18 protein-coding genes are annotated in these 22,023 nt (G+C 29.3%); 17 read left to right on the top strand and 1 reads right to left on the bottom strand.

Annotated features, from left to right (window positions below):
* Positions 1 to 57: 57 nt before the first annotated feature.
* Together H9661_RS12290 and H9661_RS12285 are read left to right on the top strand one after the other, a co-directional pair.
* The gene (locus H9661_RS12290; RefSeq protein WP_191769092.1) at positions 58 to 1,404 is read left to right on the top strand and encodes an MATE family efflux transporter; all 1,347 of its coding nucleotides are present in this window, start codon (positions 58 to 60) and stop codon (positions 1,402 to 1,404) included.
* 17 nt (positions 1,405 to 1,421) lie between these two features.
* Positions 1,422 to 1,985: a lysozyme inhibitor LprI family protein gene (locus H9661_RS12285; protein ID WP_191769090.1), complete on the top strand. Its 564-nt coding sequence runs from the start codon at positions 1,422 to 1,424 to the stop codon at positions 1,983 to 1,985.
* A gap of 5 nt (positions 1,986 to 1,990) precedes the next feature.
* On the opposite strand, the gene H9661_RS12280 is transcribed toward H9661_RS12285, so the two are convergent.
* Positions 1,991 to 2,329, bottom strand: coding sequence for a winged helix-turn-helix transcriptional regulator (locus H9661_RS12280; protein WP_143317192.1), 339 nt, complete (start codon positions 2,327 to 2,329; stop codon positions 1,991 to 1,993).
* A 123-nt stretch (positions 2,330 to 2,452) separates the two neighbouring features.
* On the opposite strand from H9661_RS12280, the gene H9661_RS12275 reads away from it, so the two are divergent.
* The 15 genes from H9661_RS12275 (at position 2,453) to H9661_RS12205 (ending at position 22,003) form a co-directional block, all read left to right on the top strand.
* The gene (locus H9661_RS12275; RefSeq protein WP_191769088.1) at positions 2,453 to 2,851 is read left to right on the top strand and encodes a pyridoxamine 5'-phosphate oxidase family protein; all 399 of its coding nucleotides are present in this window, start codon (positions 2,453 to 2,455) and stop codon (positions 2,849 to 2,851) included.
* 163 nt (positions 2,852 to 3,014) lie between these two features.
* Positions 3,015 to 4,646: an oxaloacetate-decarboxylating malate dehydrogenase gene (locus tag H9661_RS12270; RefSeq protein ID WP_143317196.1), complete on the top strand. Its 1,632-nt coding sequence runs from the start codon at positions 3,015 to 3,017 to the stop codon at positions 4,644 to 4,646.
* A 55-nt stretch (positions 4,647 to 4,701) separates the two neighbouring features.
* A complete protein-coding gene (locus H9661_RS12265) occupies positions 4,702 to 5,586 on the top strand; it encodes a LysR family transcriptional regulator (RefSeq protein WP_143317198.1) in 885 nt (294 codons plus the stop codon).
* Between the two features lie 162 nt (positions 5,587 to 5,748).
* A complete protein-coding gene (locus tag H9661_RS12260; protein WP_191769086.1) occupies positions 5,749 to 7,800 on the top strand; it encodes a methyl-accepting chemotaxis protein in 2,052 nt (683 codons plus the stop codon).
* A gap of 234 nt (positions 7,801 to 8,034) precedes the next feature.
* Positions 8,035 to 10,623: an alpha-amylase family glycosyl hydrolase gene (locus tag H9661_RS12255; RefSeq protein ID WP_207729678.1), complete on the top strand. Its 2,589-nt coding sequence runs from the start codon at positions 8,035 to 8,037 to the stop codon at positions 10,621 to 10,623.
* 187 nt (positions 10,624 to 10,810) lie between these two features.
* On the top strand, positions 10,811 to 11,605 hold the full coding sequence (locus tag H9661_RS12250) for an EcsC family protein (protein WP_143317204.1): 795 nt from the start codon (positions 10,811 to 10,813) through the stop codon (positions 11,603 to 11,605).
* Positions 11,606 to 11,790: 185 nt separating this feature from the next.
* On the top strand, positions 11,791 to 13,953 hold the full coding sequence (locus H9661_RS12245; RefSeq protein ID WP_143317206.1) for a hypothetical protein: 2,163 nt from the start codon (positions 11,791 to 11,793) through the stop codon (positions 13,951 to 13,953).
* Positions 13,954 to 14,081: 128 nt separating this feature from the next.
* Positions 14,082 to 15,527 carry an aminotransferase-like domain-containing protein gene (locus H9661_RS12240; protein WP_191769082.1) on the top strand — a complete coding sequence of 482 codons (1,446 nt, stop codon included), beginning with the start codon at positions 14,082 to 14,084 and terminating at the stop codon, positions 15,525 to 15,527.
* Between the two features lie 48 nt (positions 15,528 to 15,575).
* Complete coding sequence (locus H9661_RS12235; RefSeq protein WP_143317210.1) at positions 15,576 to 16,778, top strand: alanyl-tRNA editing protein; 1,203 nt, start codon at positions 15,576 to 15,578, stop codon at positions 16,776 to 16,778.
* A gap of 24 nt (positions 16,779 to 16,802) precedes the next feature.
* A complete protein-coding gene (locus tag H9661_RS12230) occupies positions 16,803 to 17,108 on the top strand; it encodes a hypothetical protein (protein WP_143317212.1) in 306 nt (101 codons plus the stop codon).
* Between the two features lie 173 nt (positions 17,109 to 17,281).
* Positions 17,282 to 17,419, top strand: coding sequence for a six-cysteine ranthipeptide SCIFF (scfA, locus tag H9661_RS12225; RefSeq protein WP_143317214.1), 138 nt, complete (start codon positions 17,282 to 17,284; stop codon positions 17,417 to 17,419).
* Positions 17,420 to 17,501: 82 nt separating this feature from the next.
* A complete protein-coding gene (scfB, locus tag H9661_RS12220; RefSeq protein ID WP_143317216.1) occupies positions 17,502 to 18,872 on the top strand; it encodes a thioether cross-link-forming SCIFF peptide maturase in 1,371 nt (456 codons plus the stop codon).
* A 1-nt stretch (position 18,873) separates the two neighbouring features.
* Positions 18,874 to 20,070 (top strand): M16 family metallopeptidase, encoded by a 1,197-nt coding sequence (locus tag H9661_RS12215; RefSeq protein ID WP_143317218.1) that lies wholly within the window; start codon positions 18,874 to 18,876, stop codon positions 20,068 to 20,070.
* Between the two features lie 8 nt (positions 20,071 to 20,078).
* Entirely contained in the window at positions 20,079 to 21,512 is a 1,434-nt protein-coding gene (locus tag H9661_RS12210) for an aminotransferase class I/II-fold pyridoxal phosphate-dependent enzyme (protein WP_191769080.1), read from the top strand.
* A 287-nt stretch (positions 21,513 to 21,799) separates the two neighbouring features.
* The gene (locus H9661_RS12205) at positions 21,800 to 22,003 is read left to right on the top strand and encodes a heavy-metal-associated domain-containing protein (RefSeq protein WP_143317222.1); all 204 of its coding nucleotides are present in this window, start codon (positions 21,800 to 21,802) and stop codon (positions 22,001 to 22,003) included.
* Positions 22,004 to 22,023 lie beyond the last annotated feature (20 nt).

Here is a 22,023-nt window from a genome sequence, read left to right as displayed (position 1 = left end):
AACTAAATAGTATATAGTATATATTATGCTAGTTTATGACAGAAAGAGGGCAAAAAAGTGACGAAAGATATGACAAGTGGTAGTATACCAAAGCACTTAGTAACATTTGCAATACCTATGATTTTAGGTAATATGTTTCAACTTACATATAATGCAGTAGATGCAATTATAGTTGGACATTTTGTAGGGACAAGCTCTTTGGCAGCTGTAGGTGCAGCAAATCCTATTATGAATATCATCATTTTTTTTATAGTAGGCATATGCATGGGGACCTCAGTACTGATGAGCGAGTATTTTGGAGCTAACGATATAGGAAAGTTAAAGAGAGAAGTGTCTACATCCATGATTGTAGGGATGATTTTTACAATATTTATGAGTATAGCATGCTTTTTTTTAGCAGAACCTATTTTAGTGATAACTCAAACACCAAGTGAAATAATACCTGAAGCAAATATATATTTGAAGGTTATTTTTTCAGGATTGATATTTACTTTTTTGTATAATATATATTCATCAACTTTACGTAGTATGGGAGATTCTAAAACTCCAATTATATTTTTAATGATATCATCAGTATTAAATATTTTTTTAGCTATACTATTTGTGGTTGTTTTTAAGATGGGGGTAAAGGGAGCTGGGATAGCTACTGTAATTTCACAATTTGTATCTTGTGCTTTATGTATTGTATATGTATATATAAGAATGCCTATTTTACGATTCAAAAGATCAGAAATAGTGGTTGATAAAACACTTTTAAAGGATACTATAAATTATAGTTGGGTTACAGCACTTCAGCAAACTTGTCTTTATGTAGGAAAACTTTTAATTCAAGGATCAGTAAATAGGTTAGGAGTAAATAGCATAGCTACATTTAATGCAGTTACAAGAATAGACGATTTTGTTTTAACTCCTGAGCAGAGCATAGCACATGCTACCACTACTTTTGTAGCTCAAAATAGAGGGGCTAAGAAAAGGGAACGTATAAGAAAAGGATTTTATGCAGGTATGATAATAGAAGCAATTTACTGGTTAATAGTTGCTGGACCTGTATATATGGGATCTGGCAGCTTAATGAAGCTATTTGTACCAGATAGCGGTGCTGAAGTTATTGGTCTTGGAGTGATATATTTAGAAAGTATGGCTATATTCTATATTTTGCCTGGGATGACAAATGGACTACAAGGTTATTTTAGAGGAATGGGAGATTTGAAAATTACGCTTGCTTCAACATTTATACAAATTGTTGTAAGAGTTATGTGTTCATATTTGCTCGCACCAAACTTTGGTATTGCAGGAATAGCTTTTAGCTGTTTAATAGGGTGGATTGCTATGCTTGCCTATGAAATTCCAGCATATTTTAGACACAAAAAGAACTTAAAGTTATATTTAAAAAGAAGAAATTAAATTAGGAGGAATCATAGATGAAAAAGATTATTGCTATTATAATGGTGATGTTAATTGCATTAACATCAGTATCCTGTGGAAAGGATAAAAATGAAACTAAAAATGAAGAAACAATTGCAGAAAGCACAGAAAGTAATGACAATAATGAAGCGGCAGGGGGAAAAAGTGAAAAAAACAGTGGTTCTGATAGTAAAGAAACTAGTACAAATAATACGAAAGTAAATGGAAAGAAGAGTATATATAAAGAGAAGTTAGATAAAATACAAGAGGGACTTAAAGATTTGGATAGTCTCTATAAAGGAAATACAGTAGAGATGAAATCAGCAGCAAATCAAGAATATGAGAGATGGGATAAAGCTTTAAATGAAATCTATACTGAATTAAAGAAAGATTTATCAAAAAGTGATATGAGTAAACTTGAAAAAGAAGAATTACAGTGGATAAAAGATAAAGAAGATAAGGCTAAAAAAGCGGCTGCCGAGTTTAAAGGTGGAACAGCCGAAAATTTGACTTATACTGAGTCTTTAGTTCAATCAACTAAAGAAAGATGTTATGAGTTAGTAGAAAAATATATGAAATAACTTAATTAGCTATCGCTATTTAAATGATTTTTATAAGATTCACCCCAAACAGAAAGTGCATCAAGAACTGGGATAAACTCTTTTCCAAGGTTAGTTAAAGAATATTCAACCTTTGGTGGAACTTCAGGATATACTTCACGATGAACAAGGCCATAAGATTCTAAACTACGTAATTGTTTAGTAAGCATTGCCTGTGTTAAGTCAGGAATTTTTCTTTGAAGTTCACCAAAACGTAGAGTTCCTTGACTTAAATAGTATAGAACTATGATTGTCCACTTACCACCTAAAATTTTTTGAGCCGTTGTTATTGGGCATATCCCAAATAAATCTTTTGAATAATTCATAGTACTCTCCTTAATAGTATCAAAAAAGATACTGACTATTATAAAAAAACCTACTTGTTATTGAAATACTAGCATACTATAATTTGGTTGTAAAGTAATTATAATAGTATAGGATGGTGCAATATGGATAAAGTAATCAATTTCTTAAAAGAGAATTCTACGTTTTATTTTGCTACAGTGGAAGAAGGAAAACCAAGGGTTAGACCATTTGGATTTTTTATGGATTATGAAGGAAAGTTATATTTCGGAATGGGAGACCATAAAGCATCCTATAAGCAACTTTTAGAAAATCCAAATTTTGAAGTATCAACAACAAGTGCTAATGGGGAATGGATTAGAATTAAAGGTACGGCTGTATTTGATAAGAGTGAAAAGGCTTTGGAAGCTGCTTTTAATACTATGCCATCTTTAAGAAAAATTTATAATGAAGAAACTGGACTAAATATGGCTATATTTTATGTTGAAAATGGAGATGCTGAAATAGCTGGTTTCGACGAAAGCTTTGAAAAAATTAAATTCTAGCATAAAAACTGTCTCAAAATTTTGAGGCAGTTTTTTATGTTATAAATAATATTTATAGAGTCATAATAAAAATATATTTCTAGATAGTAATATTTAGAATTATAATTTTATTATGATTATTAGGAAAGGAAATTATCTAAAATTTTAGATAATAAGGGCGAAGATAATGAATTTAAAAGGACAAGAATTATTAAGAAATCCATTTTTGAATAAGGGAACAGCATTTACTGAAGAAGAAAGAAAAAAATATGATTTGACTGGTCTTTTACCAGAGGCTGTAAGAAGTATAGATGAACAAGAAAAGTTAGTGTATGAAAGAACTAAATCTTTTGCTAATGATTTAGATAAGCATCTTTATTTGATGAATATATACGATACAAATCGTACACTATTTTATTATGTTGTAGGCAAGCATGTTACAGAATTTCTACCAATAATTTATACACCTACAATAGGAGATGCGGTAATAAATTATTCAAAGAAATACGATACTCCTAAAGATGCTGTATTTCTTTCTATAAATAAAATAGAAGACATTAAAAAATCTATAGTGTCAGCAATTTCAGATTTAGATGAAATAAAACTAATAGTAGTAACTGACGGTGAAGGAGTTCTAGGTATAGGAGATTGGGGAGTGCAAGGTGTTGACATATCCATAGGAAAGCTTGCAGTTTATACTGTGGCTGCTGGAATTAATCCTAAAAATGTATTGCCTGTAGTAATAGATGCAGGAACAAATAATGAAGAGTTATTAAATGATCCTCTATATTTAGGAAATAAGCATAAAAGAGTTACAGGAGAAAAATATGATAGATTCATAGATGAATTTGTAAAAGTTTCTTTAGAATTATTCCCAGAAGCACTTATTCATTGGGAAGATTTTGGACGTGGAAATGCTAGAAGAATACTTGAAAAATACAGATCACATATATGTACATTTAATGATGATATACAGGGAACAGGGGTAATGATGGTTTCAGCTTTAAATGCTGTAGCAAAGGTTACTGAAATACCAGTTAAAGATCATAGAATAGTAGTTTTTGGTGGAGGAACAGCAGGTATAGGGGTTTCAGATCAAATTCTATTAGAAAAGATAAAGAGCGGTTTATCAGAAGAAGAGGCAAAGAAACATTTTTATATTGTAGATCGCTATGGATTAGTAACTGAAGATATGAAAGAACTTACAGAGGGACAAAAGAAATACGCAAGAAAAAGTGATGAATTTAAAAAGCCATTAAAGAATCTTGAAGAGGTAATTAAGGAAGTAAAACCAACAGTTCTTATTGGTACATCTGGGGTTCCAGGGGCATTTACTGAAGAAGTGGTTAAGAGTATGGCTAAATTTAATGATAGACCGGCTATTATGCCAATTTCAAATCCTACAAAGCTTTGTGAAGCTAAGGCAGAAGATATAATTAGGTGGAGTGAAGGTAGAGCATTAGTAGTAACAGGAAGTCCATCTAAGCCAGTTGAATATAATGGGGTAACTTATAATATTGGGCAGGCAAATAATGCTCTTTTGTATCCAGGACTAGGTTTTGGAATAATAGTTGCAAAATCTAAGATAGTTACAGATAATATGTTATCAGCAGCAGCACATGGTATAGCATCACTACAAGATTTATCTAAAATGGGAGCTTCAATTTTACCACCAGTAAATAAGCTTAAAGAAGCTTCAAAACTTGTAGCTATGGCAGTTGTAAATGAAGCTATTAGTGATGGTGTAAATAGAAGAGCCATAGAAAATGTAGAAGAAGCAGTAGAAAAAGAAATTTGGGAACCAATATATAAGTAGAATTGCCAACTTTTCGTAAATGGTGTATTCTAAACTTTAAAGGAGTAGTATATTTATGAATTTAAAGGATATAGAATATTTTCATTATTTATGTAAATATAAGAATTTTACTAGAACAGCAGAAAAGTTATATGTATCTCAACCTTCTATAACAATAGCTTTAAAGAGGCTTGAAAAGGAGTTAGATGCTAAGCTTGTTATTAGGGACAATTCTGAAAAGCAAATCTCTTTAACAGAGGCTGGAAAGATTTTAGAAAAGCATGTTAATAACATATTAAATGAGGTTAAAGAGACAAAGGTGGAAATAGGAAAAATAAGTGGAAGTAACATTAAACTTGGGGTTCCTCCTATGATAGGTGCATATTTCTTTCCTAATATAATGGAAGAAATTGTTAAAAGTCAGTTAGCAAATAATATTGAATTAATAGAGACTGGATCTCTTGCTATGATAGATAAGGTTTTATCTAATGATGTTGATATGGCATTTATTGGATCTCTTGCACCTTTAAAAGATAGTGATTTAGAAGCTACAATATTAAAAGTAGATAAATTTGTTGTATGCATGAGTAAAAATCACAGGCTAGCTACCAGTGAGGAAATTAACTTCGAAGATTTAGTAGAAGAACAGTTTATAGCACTTGGAAATGAGTATTTACATAATGAAGTGTTAAAAAGGTTATGCTATAAACATGGTGTTTCTACGGACAAGTTTTATTATACTGATGAAATTCAAACAGCTAAATCTCTGATATCATCAGGCCTTGGAATAGGAATTATGATAGAGATGGCTGTGAAAGATATGACTAGTATAAAAAAAGTGAAGTTACAAAACTCTATTAAATTTTATATTTCCCTTGCTTTTAAAAAGAAGCATTATACGACAGTAAAAGAAGAAAAAATAAAAAATATAATTATAAATTGTAAGAATTGCTTAGGTTAGTTAATTTCCAACGTAGGCAATTCTTTTTATTTTGAATAGAGTTAATTTAATGGAATAACTTGTAAAATGATAAGGAAATATATTGAAGATTAAAATGAAATAATGTAAAATTGTAGTATACAAGTTCTGGATTTAAAGAATAAAAGGAAAAAGGTGGGGAATATGAAAAAGAAGAATAGGATTGGAAAGCAACTTTTAGTATGTTTTTTGATTGTTATAATTGCTCCTTTAATATCATCAGGAATTATAGCTATAGAAAAATCAAAAAATATGCAGGAAGAGAGCTTAAAACTAACAAGCGCTCAAACACTTGGAGAAAGTAAAAATGCATTCAAATTATATTTGAAAAACTTAACTCAACAGATGGATGCATTAACTCGTAAAGATGAGTTTAAACATGTTGAAGATGACAAGGCAAATGATAAAACAGTTGAATCAATACAAAATTCTCTTGTTGCCGCTACTAAAACAACAGATGGAGCTATTAGAGCATATTATGCAACAGAAGGTGGAAAATTAATAAATATTAAGTTAGTTCAACAAGGAGAAAAGGTAAATAGCGAAAATAGTATGGATGTAGGAATTGATTCAAAATCTGAAGCTTGGTATGAAAGAGCTATAAAAGCCAATGGAAGAGATAAGGTATTTGCTACATTTTCAGATCCAAGAAAAGATAAACAAACAGGAGATATAATAATTACTATATCACAAAAGGTTAAATCATCTGACAATACAGTGGGAGTTGTTGCTATAGATGTAAAGTTTAGCAAGATTGAAGAATTTATTCAACATATAGGATTATTAGATACAGGATTTGCAGTACTAGCAGATGATAAAGGGAAGATTTTAGTTAATAATGACAAAAATAAGTTTGTGGATGAGGATATAAGCGGTTTGCCATTTTGGGAAAATGCAAAGTCCGAAGATGAAGGTAGTTATGAGTTTGAAGCTAATGGTGAAAAGGTATATATAACTGAAAAAACTGATGAAATTACTGGTTGGAAGCTTATTGGCTTAGTAGGTCATGGAGAAATTGCTAAAGAAACTTTTTCATTTATTTTAAACAGTGTAGTAACAATAGTAATTGCAGGTTGTCTAGGAATAGCTATGGCTGCATTCGTATCAATCTATTTAATGAAGGAAATAAATAAAATAGATAAAGGACTTAGAAAAGTAGCTTATGGTGATTTTACGGAAAAAATAAATGTAACAGCTAAAAATGAATTTGGTGACTTAGGTAACAATTTTAATGCTATGGTTGATGGAATTTCAACATTAGTAAGAAATGTTGAGAAATCAACAGGAGATTTACTTGAAGCATCAAATAATATAACCTTAATGTCTGAAGAAACTGCAGAATCTGCTACAAATGTTGCCAAAGCTATAGAAGAAGTAGCTACAGGAGCAACAAGGCAGGCGGAAAATACAGAGGAAGCAAATTTGCAAGTAGATAATCTAGCTAAAGGTTTAGAAGAAACTACAAATCATACAAATAAGATAAATGAGATGTCTAGTGGAACTCAAAGACTTAGTAATAAAGGAATAGAAATACTTGATGAATTAGTAAATAAAGCAATAAAGACTAAGGAAAATGCTGAAAAATCTACTAATATAGTAGGTGAGATGTCAAAAAGCATTGAAAAGATTAACTATATATCAAATGTTATTGCTGAAATAACTGAGCAAACCAATCTTTTATCTCTTAACGCAAGTATAGAAGCGGCAAGGGCTGGTGAGGCAGGTAAAGGGTTTGCAGTAGTTGCTGAGGAAATAAGAGAGCTTGCAGAACAATCGAAGAATTCTACAGATGAAATAAAAAAGATAGTAGAAGAAATTAATACTAAGGCAACTTTAGCAGAAGGTGCTATGAAAGAAAGTACGGATATGTTAATTGAGCAAGATGAAGCTGTTGAACATACTAAAGTTATATTTAAAGACATACTAAATTCTGTTACATCATTAATAGATGGTATAAGAAATATAGCTTCCTTAAACAATGAAATGTACGAAAATAAAAATGCAGTAATTGAAAAGATGGAAAATATCTCTGTAGTGTCAGAAGAAACTGCCTCAGTATCAGAAGAAGTAACTGCATCTGCAGAAGAAGTTAATGCTACAATGGAAGAGTTAACAAGCTATGCAGAAACATTAAAAGAAATGGCTAATAAACTTTCAGAAGAAATTGGACAGTTCAAATTATTCGATAAAAATTAATTATATAGATAGGTAAATTTAGATTAGTAGATAAAACTTGTTCTATTTTGATAATAGGACAAGTTTTTTTATAAAGTTTTAGATAAATTCAATTTATACGTTTACACATAAAGTAAATTATGTTATAGTTTAGTTGTGAAAGCGCTTGCACTAAAATATTAAAAAATGGTAACGATTCCGCAAATGAGAACTTTGTGAGAATTAGTGAAATTTTGAATGGGGGTACTATTTAGTATGAAAGGAATTGTTAAAAAATTTCCTATAGTGGTGCTAGTATTTGCAATTTTAATTACAACAATATTTGATAGTAATTTTGTCATTAGAAACAAAGTATTTGCAGGAACTAATGAGGTAAATATATATGTAGAGAAACCTGAAGATTGGGAAAATATTTGGATATGGTATGATTCTGATTTAAGCACTAGTAAATGGGATACATCAGAACTTTCAAAATCTCCAGGGGAATTAGAAGAGTATAGAACAGGATGGTACAAGAAAACTTTAAATTCAAAAGATGTTCAATTCTTATTTAATAACGGAACCTGGAGTAAAAAATTAAGCAATTCCGGAAACGATTTCAGAACACAGAAGGATATATGGATCAAAAAAGATGGAAGTGTTAGTTTTATTGATCCATTAACTACGGATAATGTTAAGACTTCAGTAAAAGTCCATTTTAAGAGTACATGGGGACAAAGTAAAATATATTATTGGAATGCATCCCCAGGATCATTAAAAAGTGGTTGGCCTGGAGATGAAATGAGTTCTGAAGGTAATGACTGGTACGGTTATGAATTAAAAGGAGTTGATAGTACTAATTTAATATTTAATAATGGAAAAAATCAAACAGCTGATTTAAGTAGAACAAAAGGAGAATGGTGGTATAAAGATAATAATTGGTATGAAAGTAATCCGGAAGTAGACCCAAACCCAGATCCCAAACCAGATCCCAAACCAGATCCCGGTCCAGGACCAAAACCAAATCCTGATTCTGACAATAGAACAGATTTTAGAGATGAGACAATATATTTTGTAATGACATCTAGATTCTATGATGGTGATAAGAGCAATAATACACATTGTTGGGACGATGGAAAGGCAGGTAATCCAGATTCCGATCCTGCATGGCGAGGTGACTTTAAAGGATTAATAGAAAAGCTTGATTATATAAAGGCTTTAGGATTTACAGCTATATGGATTAGTCCAGTAGTAGAAAATGCTAGTGGATATGATTATCATGGATATCATGCCATTAATTTTAGTAAAGTTGATAGCCGTTATGAATCAGATGGAGCAAGTTATCAAGATTTAATTAATTCAGCACATAGTAAAGGAATGAAAGTCATTCAAGATATTGTATTGAATCATACAAGTAATTTTGGAGAGGAAAATTTATTTCCGCTATTTGCAAAAAATAAACTTCTTAAAGATACAGCTTCAAATTTAAAAAAGTTAGATATTGATAAAAAACTTCCAAGTAATTACGATTCTTTAAACCCTGATCAGCAGTATCAGGCAAGAATTTCTGCTATGAAGGAAGATAAGAATGATACCAACAATATTTATCATCATGAAAAAAGCTTGGATTGGGAAGGATATACAGTTCAAACAGGTCAAATTGCAGGGGACTGTGTTGATTTGAATACGGAAAATCCAATAGTTAGTAAATATTTAATCGATTCTTATGACAAGTATATCGATATGGGGGTAGATGCCTTTAGAATAGACACAGCGAAGCATATTTCTAGGCTCACATTAAATAAGGAGTTTATTCCAGCTTTTAAAGAAAGAGGTGGCGACAATTTCTTTATGTTTGGAGAGATTGCAACTCGATATAGACAAGTATGGAATAATAACATTCCAGCTGTTTCCACACCATTTTACACATGGAAGGAATCAAAGGAATATTCATGGACTACTAACTTTAAAGATAGGATGAATAGTACTTTGCAGAATTGGAATGATAATAAACAAGTTAGCAATCAGCCAACTAGTGATAATCATTTGTTAAATGGAAATACTTATCATACTCCAAATAATAATATAAGATCAGGGTTAGATGTAATTGATTTTCCGATGCATTGGAATTTTAATAATGCACATGATGCTTATAATACAGCTTTAGATGGAGATAAGTGGTACAGTGATGCAACATGGAATGTTACTTATGTAGATTCACATGATTATGCTCCTGATGGGGCACCAGAAAATCAAAGGTTTGCTGGATCACAGGATACATGGGCTGAAAATTTAAATTTAATGTTCACTTTTAGAGGAATACCAACAATTTATTATGGAAGTGAAATCGAATTTATGAAGGGAGCTCCTATTGATGTGGGTCCAAATGCGCCATTAAGTAAAACTGGTAGAGCATATTATGGAGATAAAATTGAAGGTGATGTAAAAGTGGATGATTTTGCACAGTATTCTTCGGCTACTGGTGCAATGAAAGATACATTGAATTATCCTTTAGCAAAGCATATACAAAGACTAAATTTACTAAGAAGAAAGATACCAGCTTTGAGAAAAGGAGAATATTCTATAGATGGTGTTAATGGAAGTATGGCATTTAAGAGACGTTATACTAATAACAGTCAGGGAATAGATAGTTTTGCATTAGTTTCAATTACTGATGGAGCAACCTTTAACAATATACCAAATGGAAGGTATGTTGATGCTATCACTGGAGAAACTAAAAATGTAACAAATGGAACTTTAGTTACCCCTAGCGTTGGAAAGGGCAATATGAGAGTTTTTGTTTTAGATTTGGAAAACAATGGGGCTCCAGGCAAGGTTGGTGAAAATGGAAGTTATCTAAAATAGTTATTATAAACTGCATGTTTTATTAAAATATGCAGTTTTATTTTTATGGTATGTTAGCATGGGAAAAGTACTGGAAGTATGAAAAGACACAAAAAATAATTATTTAGTTATACTGGGTTTTATAATGAAAAAAAGTGTATAATATATAGAAAGATAAGTTTGCAGAATATTACTTTGAGAGGTATATATGAATAAAATATTAAATAAGCAGATAAAAAAATTAAATAAGGAAGAAAAAAAGATTTTAGATAAAAAAGAAAATAAATTAATTAAAGAAAAGATAAACCCATTAGTTGAAAAGGTAGAGGCTAAGATACCAAAAAAATTAAAATCAACCTTAGATGTTGCTTTTTATAATGGGTTTAAAATAGTTTTAAATAAGGGAACTAAGTATATAGAAAAGATGTATGATAAGGAAAAAATACAACTAGAACATGATATTAATAATTATTCAATGCAAAAGAGAATTAATAAGAAATCTATAAAGTTAATAGATAAGAAAGCAAGGAAAAGTAATTTACTTAATTCAACTATTTCAACATTGGAAGGTGGAACTCTAGGAATATTAGGTATAGGATTACCTGACATTCCACTATTCATCGTTATGATATTAAAGACAATATATGAAATTTCTCTAAGTTATGGATTTAATTACGAAAGAGAAGAAGAGAAGGTATATATTTTAAATTTAATTACGGTAGCTTTATTAAAGGGAGAATTAAAAGACGAATATAATAGTAAACTAGATGAATTAGCTAAGAAGATAGACCTTGATTTGAATATAAATTACATTATGGATGATGAGATTAAAAAGGCTTCTGATAGCCTTTCACAAGGAATGGTAACAGCTAAATTTATTCAAGGGATTCCTTTAGTTGGGGCTATAGGCGGTGTAACTAACTATGTGGTTATAAATAAAATTAGTAAGTTTGCAGCATTGAAATATAAAAAGAGATATCTAAGCAAAATATTAAATGAATAGAAAGAAAAGGTATGTGTAAATGTAGGATGCACATACCTTTTTTGTTATGAGTTATTTCAAATTTTCTTTTAAGCTTTATATTGAGAAAAATATATACTATAATATGGTATATATAATAAAAAAGTACATAATAAACATAAAAAGGATGAAAATTGCGAAACCTGGGGGGTTTTAAGGGGGAAAAAATGAACAAACAAAGCACAAGAGTAGAGAAGAAACTATTAGAAGAGAAAGAAGCCATGGGGGGCATCGACAAAGTAAAAAGGTTAATTATTAATGAAGAATGTGTTTTTAAAACTAAGATTGAAAATATTAATGAAATCCAGAAGTCTGTTTTTGAAGATGTTTATGTGATGGCGGCAGAAATACTAGAAAGAATTATTGATCATGAAAAACATAAGGAGCAAGATTTTCTTGAAAATTATGATTATAATAATATAATTGCATTTCTAGGAAACCAGGGTTCAGGAAAAACTACAGCTATGAAAAGTTTTAGGAATAGTTTAAATGAAGATATTTTGAAAGATATAAATATTGATGAATATAAAAAGATAAAGAATAATAATTTTCACATTATCAGCGTTATAGATGCTAGATGTATAATAGGTGAGAAATCTATATTGGAAATAATAGTATGTAGTATGTATAAAACGTTTAAGGAAAAAAAGGTTGAAAATAACTTAGATGAAATGATAGATCTAGATAATCATTTTCAAGAGGTTTATAATGACATTTCTTTAATTAAAGGAATAAGAAGAGGGGAAGAAACTGAACTTAAAATTATAATGGAGGTGTCCTCAGCTATTTCAATAAAAGAACATATAGCAAATTTGATTGAAAGGTATGTAAAATATATGAATAGACATACTGAAAATAATAATTTTCTAGTAATTTCAATTGATAATTTAGAGGAAAATCTAACTGCCATGAAGAAAGTTTTGGAAGATATTAGAAAGTATTTTTTTATTCCAAGAGTAATTGTTTTAGTTACCTTAAATTCTAATAAAGAGGTGGAAAATAATATAGGACTCTTTTTAGAAGATGTAATTCCCTTTGATAGAAGGGTTTATATGCCAAGTATAAATTTACAAAATTTAAAGTTAAAAATAGATAGAAAATATTTTAAAAATATATTTGATATGGAGGGAGAAACGGCTCAGCAGAATTTAATAAACATATTATTTAGGAAGCTTAGCTATATAATTTTTACACAAAAACATTATAAAGTTATTATACCTAATAACCTAAATAAGATAATAGATTTAGTTATCTTTTTAAATTCCATTAAAGATGAATATACCTATGAGAAAAAGTTGAAAATTACTACTATATATTATGAAGAAAAAATAATTAAGTATATAAATGAAGAAAATCATAGAAAATTTTTAAAGACAATATTAAAAAGTGAGTTTAATAACTTGAAGAGAGAATCTTTAATATATATTAATGAGCTATTATACAGAAAGAAAAATGACTTAAATATTCATAAGGCTTTATGGGAAAATATTTTATTTATTAAGCAAAATAAGTTATTAATAGAAGAAGGTAGGATTAATTTAGGGGATATAATAACATGGATAAAAAATTATGAAAATTTAATAGAATCAGATAAAGAAAGAAAGTTTATTGAAATATTTAAAAGCATTTATACATTGAGACTTTTAGAGATGTATTATATTTATCCAGAAAAACTTTTAAATAATACAGGTTTTGATTTTATTGGAAACTATTTTTCCCTTCAGTTAAATAAAAAAAGTAAAGAGATTTCAAGAATGATTTCAGTGGATGAAAGTTATTCATTAGAAGAATTCAAAGATTGCTTTAGATATATAGACAGTTATCTTTTATCAGTATTATTACATCCAATGATTGATTCGAATATAATGTATTTAAGATTGGTAAAAAGTGAAAATAAAGAGTTTATTACAACTGAGGATATTAATAAATTTAATAACTATGAATTTAATTATTTAAATGTAATAGGGTATAGTTTATATAAAAATCAAGTTGCAAATAAACTGGAGGAAGATTCTATTATTGAAGAAGAGTTTAATAATAAAATATATAGTAACCAAGTTAATTTAGACTTTCAATTATTATTTGTAATTAATTTAGATTCATGGCTGAAAATTTTAAAAATATTAGATAAAAAATATAGTGATTTTACAAAGACTAAAATGGAATTTATAGTCCATTCAATTAGCATAATTAATAATATATTTAAAAGTTGCAATCATAAATTCAAGTTTTGTAATTATAAAAATTTAATTGGGGAAGAGGTTATTAGAGAAATTTGCAAGCTATATGAATTGTTTGAAAAGGTTTGTTACGCACATAATAATTATTAATTTTTTAAACTGTGGCATATTAAGAAACTAGCCACAGTTTATTTTTGTTATTAATCTAATTGCATATGTTTGAAAAATATAGTATCTGCTTGGTATAATGGTACTTGAAGTTAAATTGAGGTGAGAAGATGATTTTTTCAACTTTAGAATTAAATAAAAATGAACCTATATATACACAACTTGAGAGGCATATATTGGAGGGGATAAGAAAGGGAGAGCTTACTAAAGGTAGCAAACTTCCTTCTACAAGAGAAGCAAGTAAATTTCTAAATGTTAGCAGAAACTCAGTGATTGCTGCCTATGAAGAACTTGAAGGTAGAGCTGTAATAACCACCAAAAGAGGTAAGGGAACTTTTGTATCTATAGATGGACATAAAGAAAGTTTTGACTATGATATAGATTGGAACAAAAAAGTAAATTTTTATGGAAATACATTAAGAAACTTAGATATTATTAAAAGTGAATTAAGTTATGAAAAAGGAATGATTTCTTTTAAGTCAATAGCACCGGAAGAAGATTTATTTAATGTGGATGATTTTAAGAGGGCACTTTTGGATGCATGGAATTTTGAACAAGAAAATCTATTAAATTATGGATATGCTAAAGGATATAAGCCCCTTATAGATTATTTTACTCACTATATGGAAAGTAAGGGCGTAAGTACGTATAATAAAGATATTTTAATAACTAATGGCTTTACAGAAGCTTTTGATATAATATTGTCATCACTAACTAAAGAAGGTGATGTAATTCTTTGTGAAGAGCCAACTCATAATACGGCTCTTAAAATTATGAAATCACATAAGTTAAAGATAGTACAAATTCCTATGGATAAGGATGGTATAAAATTAAAAGAATTAGAAGAAGCTATTAAAAAATATTCACCAAGCTTTGGATATTTTATTCCAAGCTATAACAATCCGACAGGAATTGTTACAAAGGGTGAAAGGCGTAAGGAATTAATGAGATTATGCAGAGAATATAAAGTGCCAATAATAGAAGATGGGTTTAATGAAGAATTATTATATTCCAGTTCTCCAGCCAAACCTTTAGCAGCCCTAGGGGGAGAGGGAAATGGAGTTATTTATATAGGTAGTCTTTCAAAGATTCTTTTCCCGGGACTTAGAATAGGGTGGATTCTTGGAGATTTAAATTTAATTGACACTTTGGAAAGTGTTAAAAGAGGTAGGACAATTCATTCATCATTTTTAGATCAAAGTGCATTTTATTATTATTTGAAAAGTGGAGCATTTAATAGATACCTTAGAAATGTAAGAAAGTTTTATAAGGATAAGTATAACCTTGTAATGGAGAGTATTGAAAAATATATAGATTATGATTATGTTACTGGAGAAGGTGGGCTTCATGTATTTATTAAGTTAAAGAATTCATTAGATGCCCGTAAACTTTTAGATATATGTTATAAAAGAGGTGTAATATTTATGTCAGGGGATATTTTCTTTGAAAATGGTCAGGGGAAAGATTCTCTAAGAATAGGTTTTGGTAGGGTAAAAGATGAGGATATAGTAAAAGGTATTAAGATTATTGGTGAAGGAATAAGAGAATTAAGTTAAATATGGTATATAATATAATAATAGAAGTAAAGGAAAAGAGGTATAAAGGTGAGTACAGAAAAATTATTTTATGAAGACCAATATATACAGGAGTTTAGGGCAAATATTATAGAAGTAAAAGAAAAAGATGATAAATTTTTAGTTCTTTTAGATAAAACAGCATTTTTCCCAGGTGGTGGTGGTCAAGCTGCTGATACAGGAACTATTGAAGATGCTCATGTATTAGATGTTATAGAAGAAGGAGATAAGATTTATCATCTTATTGATAAAAAACTAGATAATACAAGTGTTTCTTGTTCTATTGATTGGGAAAAAAGATTAGATGGAATGCAACAACATCTAGGTCAACATGTATTATCAGGATGTTTTTTTAGCATTTTTAATGCTAATACAGCAGGTATTCATTTAGGAAAAGATATAAGTTATGTTGATATAGTTGGTTTTATGGAAGAAGAGCAAATAAGAAAAGCAGAAAGAGTAGCTAATGAAGTAATAGGTGAAAAACATGAAGTTACTTTTATGATGACAAGTAGAAAAGAAGCAAAATCCATGGGGCTTAGAAGAGATTTAGCAACTAACGATGAAACTATAAGAGTTGTAAAAATACAAGATTTAGATATTAATGCTTGTTGTGGAGTTCATCCTAACAATACATTGGAACTTCAAATGATTAAGATAAAGGGTTGTGAAAAACATAAAGGAAATACTAGAATTTACTTTTTGGCAGGGAAAAGAGCAGTTCATGAATTATTAGATAGAGATGCTATATTAGATGAACTTTCTAAAATCCTAAGTACAGGGGCAGATGAAGCTGTAAAGAGTTTAAATGCCTTAAAAAATAGTTTAAGCGAGGCAAGAGAAGAAAATAAAAAGATAAAGGCTTCATTATCAGAATTTGAGGTCAAAGAACTTATCAATGATGGGGAGAAGTATGGAGATGTATCTGTCATTAAAAAGATTTACAGTAATGAAGATATGAAGTATTTAAACAAACTTGCTGAAAAGCTTGTAGCTAATGATAGTGTTGTTGTTCTATTTGCTACAAAAAATAGTGATAGTGCTAATCTTTTATTTAGTGCATCTAAAAATCTTCAAACAGTTAATGTTGGAAGTTTATTAAAAGATGCTATTTCATTAATAGATGGAAGAGGCGGAGGAAGTAAAACTTTAGCTCAAGGCGGCGGAAAGAATATAGGAAATCTTGACAATGCTATGGATTACGCATTAAGAAAAGTGAAGGAGCTTCTTTAGGCTAAGAAAGGAATTTCTATGACAATGGATATTATGAAATTTTTACATAACGATACCTCAGGTTTAAATGAGGAAGAAAAAGTTCAAGTTGAAAATTTTACTGAGAATCTTAAGGAAAAACTTATAGAGGAATTAGTTGAATTTGAAGGAAATCAATTAATTAAAAAATTAGATAAAAGCAAAGAAGAATTTCTAGATAGCTTAGGTAGCATTTTAATTAATGGAACTAAGGGATATAATAAAATGCCTATGGATCTTTTAATTAATATATATTTAGAAAAAAAGAATAATGAAGATTTTATAAATTTAATTGAAAATATTCAGGAATAAATACAAGCTGTTAAATAATACAATTATATTAGAAGAATAAGTTTTTATTGTACAAATACTGGAAGATAATTGGAATATTTTCATCCTATTTTAACAAATTTTTAAATTAATGTTTCATGTATATACCACATATGGTATAATATCAACGAAATATAGGAAGGTGGTTAGAGCAAATGAGACACATTAAAACTGTTAACAAAACTAACATAAAGAACAGCTTATGTAAGCCAGGTTGTAAAGAATGCGCTAATTCATGTCAATCAGCTTGCAAAACTTCTTGTACAGTAGCAAACTTAGAGTGCGAAAACTAAGACATTGAAAAAATCTCGTGACATTAAGTCACGAGATTTAAATCTATGTTTCAATTTTTAACCATTTGGAGGTAGCAGAGATATGGCACGAATACATAAGTTTAAGCAAGGAGGAAACTATTATGTTCTAGATGTAAACTCTGGAGCAGTTCATATAGTTGACGAACTTGTTTATGATATATTAGAGGATCAAGGAATAAAAACTAAAATAGAGATTTTACATGCTCTTAAGGATAAATATAAAGAAGAAGACATTTCTGAAGCTTATGATGAAATTCAAGAATTAGCTGAAGATGGAGTTATTTATTCTAAGGATCAATATGAGGAAATAGCTCATAGTTCAATGGATGATAGAGATTATATTAAAGCTATTTGCTTAAATGTAATACATGGTTGTAACTTAAGATGTAAATATTGTTTTGCTGATGAAGGTGAATATCATGGACACAAAGGAGTTATGAGCCTAGAAACAGCTAAAAAGGCTATAGACTACGTTATTAAGAGAAGTGGTCCTAGAAAAAATATTGAAATAGATCTATTTGGTGGAGAACCAACTATGATCATGGACACTCTTAAGGACGTAATAAAGTATGCAAGAGATAATGAAAAGAAGTGGGGTAAAAATGTTAGATTTACCATGACTACAAATGCTACACTTCTTACTGATGAAATGATGGACTTTATGGATAAGGAAATGGGTAATATAATCCTTTCTTTAGATGGAAGAAAAGAAGTAAATGATAATGTAAGAATAAAAGCAGATGGAAGCGGTTCTTATAATGATATACTTCCAAATATTAAGAAGATGATTTCAAAGAGAACTAAAGGTAAGACATATTATGTAAGAGGAACTTTCACTAGAGCTAACACAGATTTCTATGAAGATGTAGTTTCTATGCTTAATGAAGGTTTTAGAGAAATATCAATAGAACCAGTTGTTCTTGAAGACAAGCATACACTTTCTTTAAGAGAAGAAGATCTTCCTACTATTTTTGAAAACTATGACAAGCTTTATGAAGATATGAGAAAGAGAAGAAAAGAAGGAAAAGATGAATTTAACTTCTATCACTTTAATATAGATCTTCAAGGTGGACCATGTGTTTATAAGAGAATATCAGGTTGTGGAGCTGGATTTGAATATGTAGCTATTACTCCTCAAGGTGAAGTTTATCCTTGTCATCAATTTGTTGGTAGAGAAGAATTTAAACTTGGGGATATATATGAAGATACATTTAATTCAGAACTTTCTAAGAGCTTTAAAAAGGCTCACATATATAACAAACCTAAGTGTAAGAAGTGTTGGGCAAGATTCTACTGTAGTGGTGGATGTCAAGCTAATAATGTAGCTTTCAATGGTGATATGAATGAACCATATGAAATTGGATGTAAGATGCAAAAGAAGAGAATTGAATGTGCAATTGCTCTTAAGGCAGAAGCTCTAGGAGAAGAATAATATGAAAGAATATATATTAGAAAATGGTATTAAGCTAATATATATTAAGGGAACTTCAGAACTTACATCAATTTCTATAGGCCTTGAAGCAGGAGCTAGTCAAGATGGTAAGCTGCTTGGATTAGCACATGCAACAGAGCATATGATTTACAAGGGCACTAAAATGAGAAGTGAAGCTATGATAAATGAAGAGTTTAGTAAGCTTTTTGGATTTTATAATGCAATGACAAACTATCCTTATGTTATTTATTATGGAACTCTTTTGGGAGAGGATTTTTATAAAGGAACTCAGTTGTTTTCTGATCTTTTAATAAATGCAACCTTCCCAAAGGAAGGCTTCAAGGAAGAAATGGATGTAATAATAGAAGAGTTAAATGAATGGGATGAGGAGCTTGACCAATATTGTGAGGACAGGCTCCTTTATAATTCTTATGAAAGTAATAGATTGAAGTACCCTATAATAGGAACTAGAGAAAGCTTAAATAATATTACACTTAAGGATATAAGAAATTTTTACAATAAATTTTATTCTCCTAAAAATACTTCTATAGCAGTAGTTACAGCATTGGAATTTAATGATGTTAAGGACATAATTAAGGAATGTTTTGAGAGCTGGGTAGGAGAAGAGGTAAATACAGCTTTAGAATCTCTAGAAGAGCCAAAGTCAGGGATATTTAAAGAGGAAAGAGATAATAATAGTTGCAAAGTACAAATGAATTTTTCTATAGCTAATTTAAATGAATTGGAAATAAAAGCTTTTAGGATATTTAATGAATATTTTGCAGAAGGTATAAATTCATTACTTTTTGATAGGCTAAGGACGAAAAATGGATTAGTTTATGATGTCTTAAGTAGAATTAGCAATGAGAAATATATTAGATTTTATAAGATTACATTTACTACATCGAAAGATAAAATAGAAAAATCATTATCTATAGTTAAAGAAGCTATTAATGATATAAAGATACTAAGTGATAAAGAAATTCAGGAGCTTATTAAGAGAATAAGAATAAAGAAGTTATTTAAGGAAGAACAAAGTATACAATTAGCTAAGGAAGTAGCTACTTATAGTGCTATGTTTAAGGATTATAAGGTATACGATAATATGCTAGAAGGTATGGAAAATATAAAAGGTGATTTTATTTTTCAGGTAGCTAAAAAGGTTCTTGAAAAATCATCTATAGAAATAATAAGTTGAGGTAGATTATGAAGGGTAGATTACCATTATTACAAGCTTTACTAGATTATCATAAAGAAGAAAATATAATATATTCTATGCCAGGAAATAAATCTGGAGAAGGCTTTAGAAGAGATAAAGTAGGAGAGATATTTGCTGATAATTTAGGATATTTAGATATAACAGAAGTTGATCCTTTAGATAACCTTCATCACCCTGAAGGTGTAATAAGGGAATCTCAAGAGCTTTTAGCAAAAACTTATGGTGTAGAAAAAGCTTACTTTTTAGTTAATGGTACAACAGGAGGAAATCTTGCAGCTATTTTTGCATCTTTTAATGAAGGTGATGAAGTGCTTGTGGAGAGGAACTGTCATAGGTCCATTTACAATGGACTGATACTTAGAAAATTAAAAGTAATCTATATAGAGCCTAGTGGAATGAATGAATATGGATTATTTCTTCCACCTGATAAGGGCAATATATATAAAGCTTTAAATAAGGCTAAAAATCCTAAAGGAATAATATTAACTTATCCTAATTACTATGGAATAACTTATGATTTAAAGGATGTTCTAATAGATTTAAAAGAAAAGGGATTAAAGGTAATAGTAGATGAAGCTCATGGAGCTCACTTTGGCATTTCAAAAAAGCTTCCTATGAATATAGCTAAGTTTGCTGATTTTACTATAGTAAGTGCTCATAAGACTTTGCCAGCATTAACTGGAGGTTCTTTCTTACTTTCAAATCATATAGATAGCGATATTGAGTTTTATATAAGTGCTTTTATGACTACTTCACCTTCTTATTTAATAATGGCATCATTAGATTATGCAAGATATTATTTAGATAACTTTGGTGAAGATGATTATAATGATTTAATTACACTTACAGAAATGATGAAAGAAAAAATTAATAGTTTAAATAAAGTTAAAATAATTTCTAAGGAAGATTTACCTAAAGGTTATGATATAGATTTAAGTAGATATGTAATGACAGTTCCAAAAGGATATAGTGGAAGTAAGCTATTAGATTATCTAAGGAAGAATAACATTCAAGGAGAAATGAGTTTTAGCCTTGGAGTTGTTTTAATATTATCCTTTTTAAAGGCTGAAAAAAATTTAATAAAACTTTATGAAGTTATTTCAAAATTAGATATGAATTTAATAGAAGATAATAGTGAAGTTTTATATTACAAATCAATAACGCCTAAAAAGATATTTGAACCTTTTGAAGTGTTTAATTGTCCTAAAGAAGAGGTTAAGATTGATGAGGCTTTAGGAAGAGTTTTAAAAGAGGCTATAGTTCCATATCCACCAGGAATACCAATAGCTTGTCCTGGTGAAATGGTAAGTGAAGATGTTATAAAGAGTGTTCTTAATTATTTAAAGGTAGGACAAACTGTTTTAGGAGTAGAGAATGGTAAGATAAAAGTTTGCATACATAATAAAAACAAAGAGTGGTAGTCTATATTGAGACATACCACTCAAGTTCTTTTGGTAAGTTTAAATGATTAATAATTCATATATACCTCCAAGTATGATTGGATTTTTATAGACTGTAAGGTAGTGGGTTTAACTTTAATAAGTTGTGTTAAGTAGGTTCATCAATAATATTTACTCAATTATATTAGTAGTTATGATTATACGTGGTAAAAAAACTAATTATTTTGGAAATAAAATGATAGTGTGTTATTTTAAAAAGTTTTTGTACATACTAATATTAACCTAGTGAAGTAAAGGAGATATAAAGTATGGAAAAAGAACATTACATAGTTGAAGGATTATCAAGTGAATATATAAAAACTCAAGTGAAAAATGCTTTAGAGGATATTGATGGAGTTAATAAGGTTTGTGTTGATCTTGGCCGAGGAACAGTTGAAGTTATGTACAATGAACCAGCAACTTCTGAAGAAATAAGGAATTGCATTGAAAATACAGGACATCCAATTCAATAGTTAGGATAGATATATGATAT

Source organism: Clostridium cibarium (assembly GCF_014836335.1).
In the GTDB taxonomy this organism is placed as follows: Bacteria; Bacillota; Clostridia; order Clostridiales; family Clostridiaceae; genus Clostridium; species Clostridium cibarium.
Note: the sequence above shows the minus strand (reverse complement) of the source record. Positions and strands in the feature narration are given on the sequence as shown.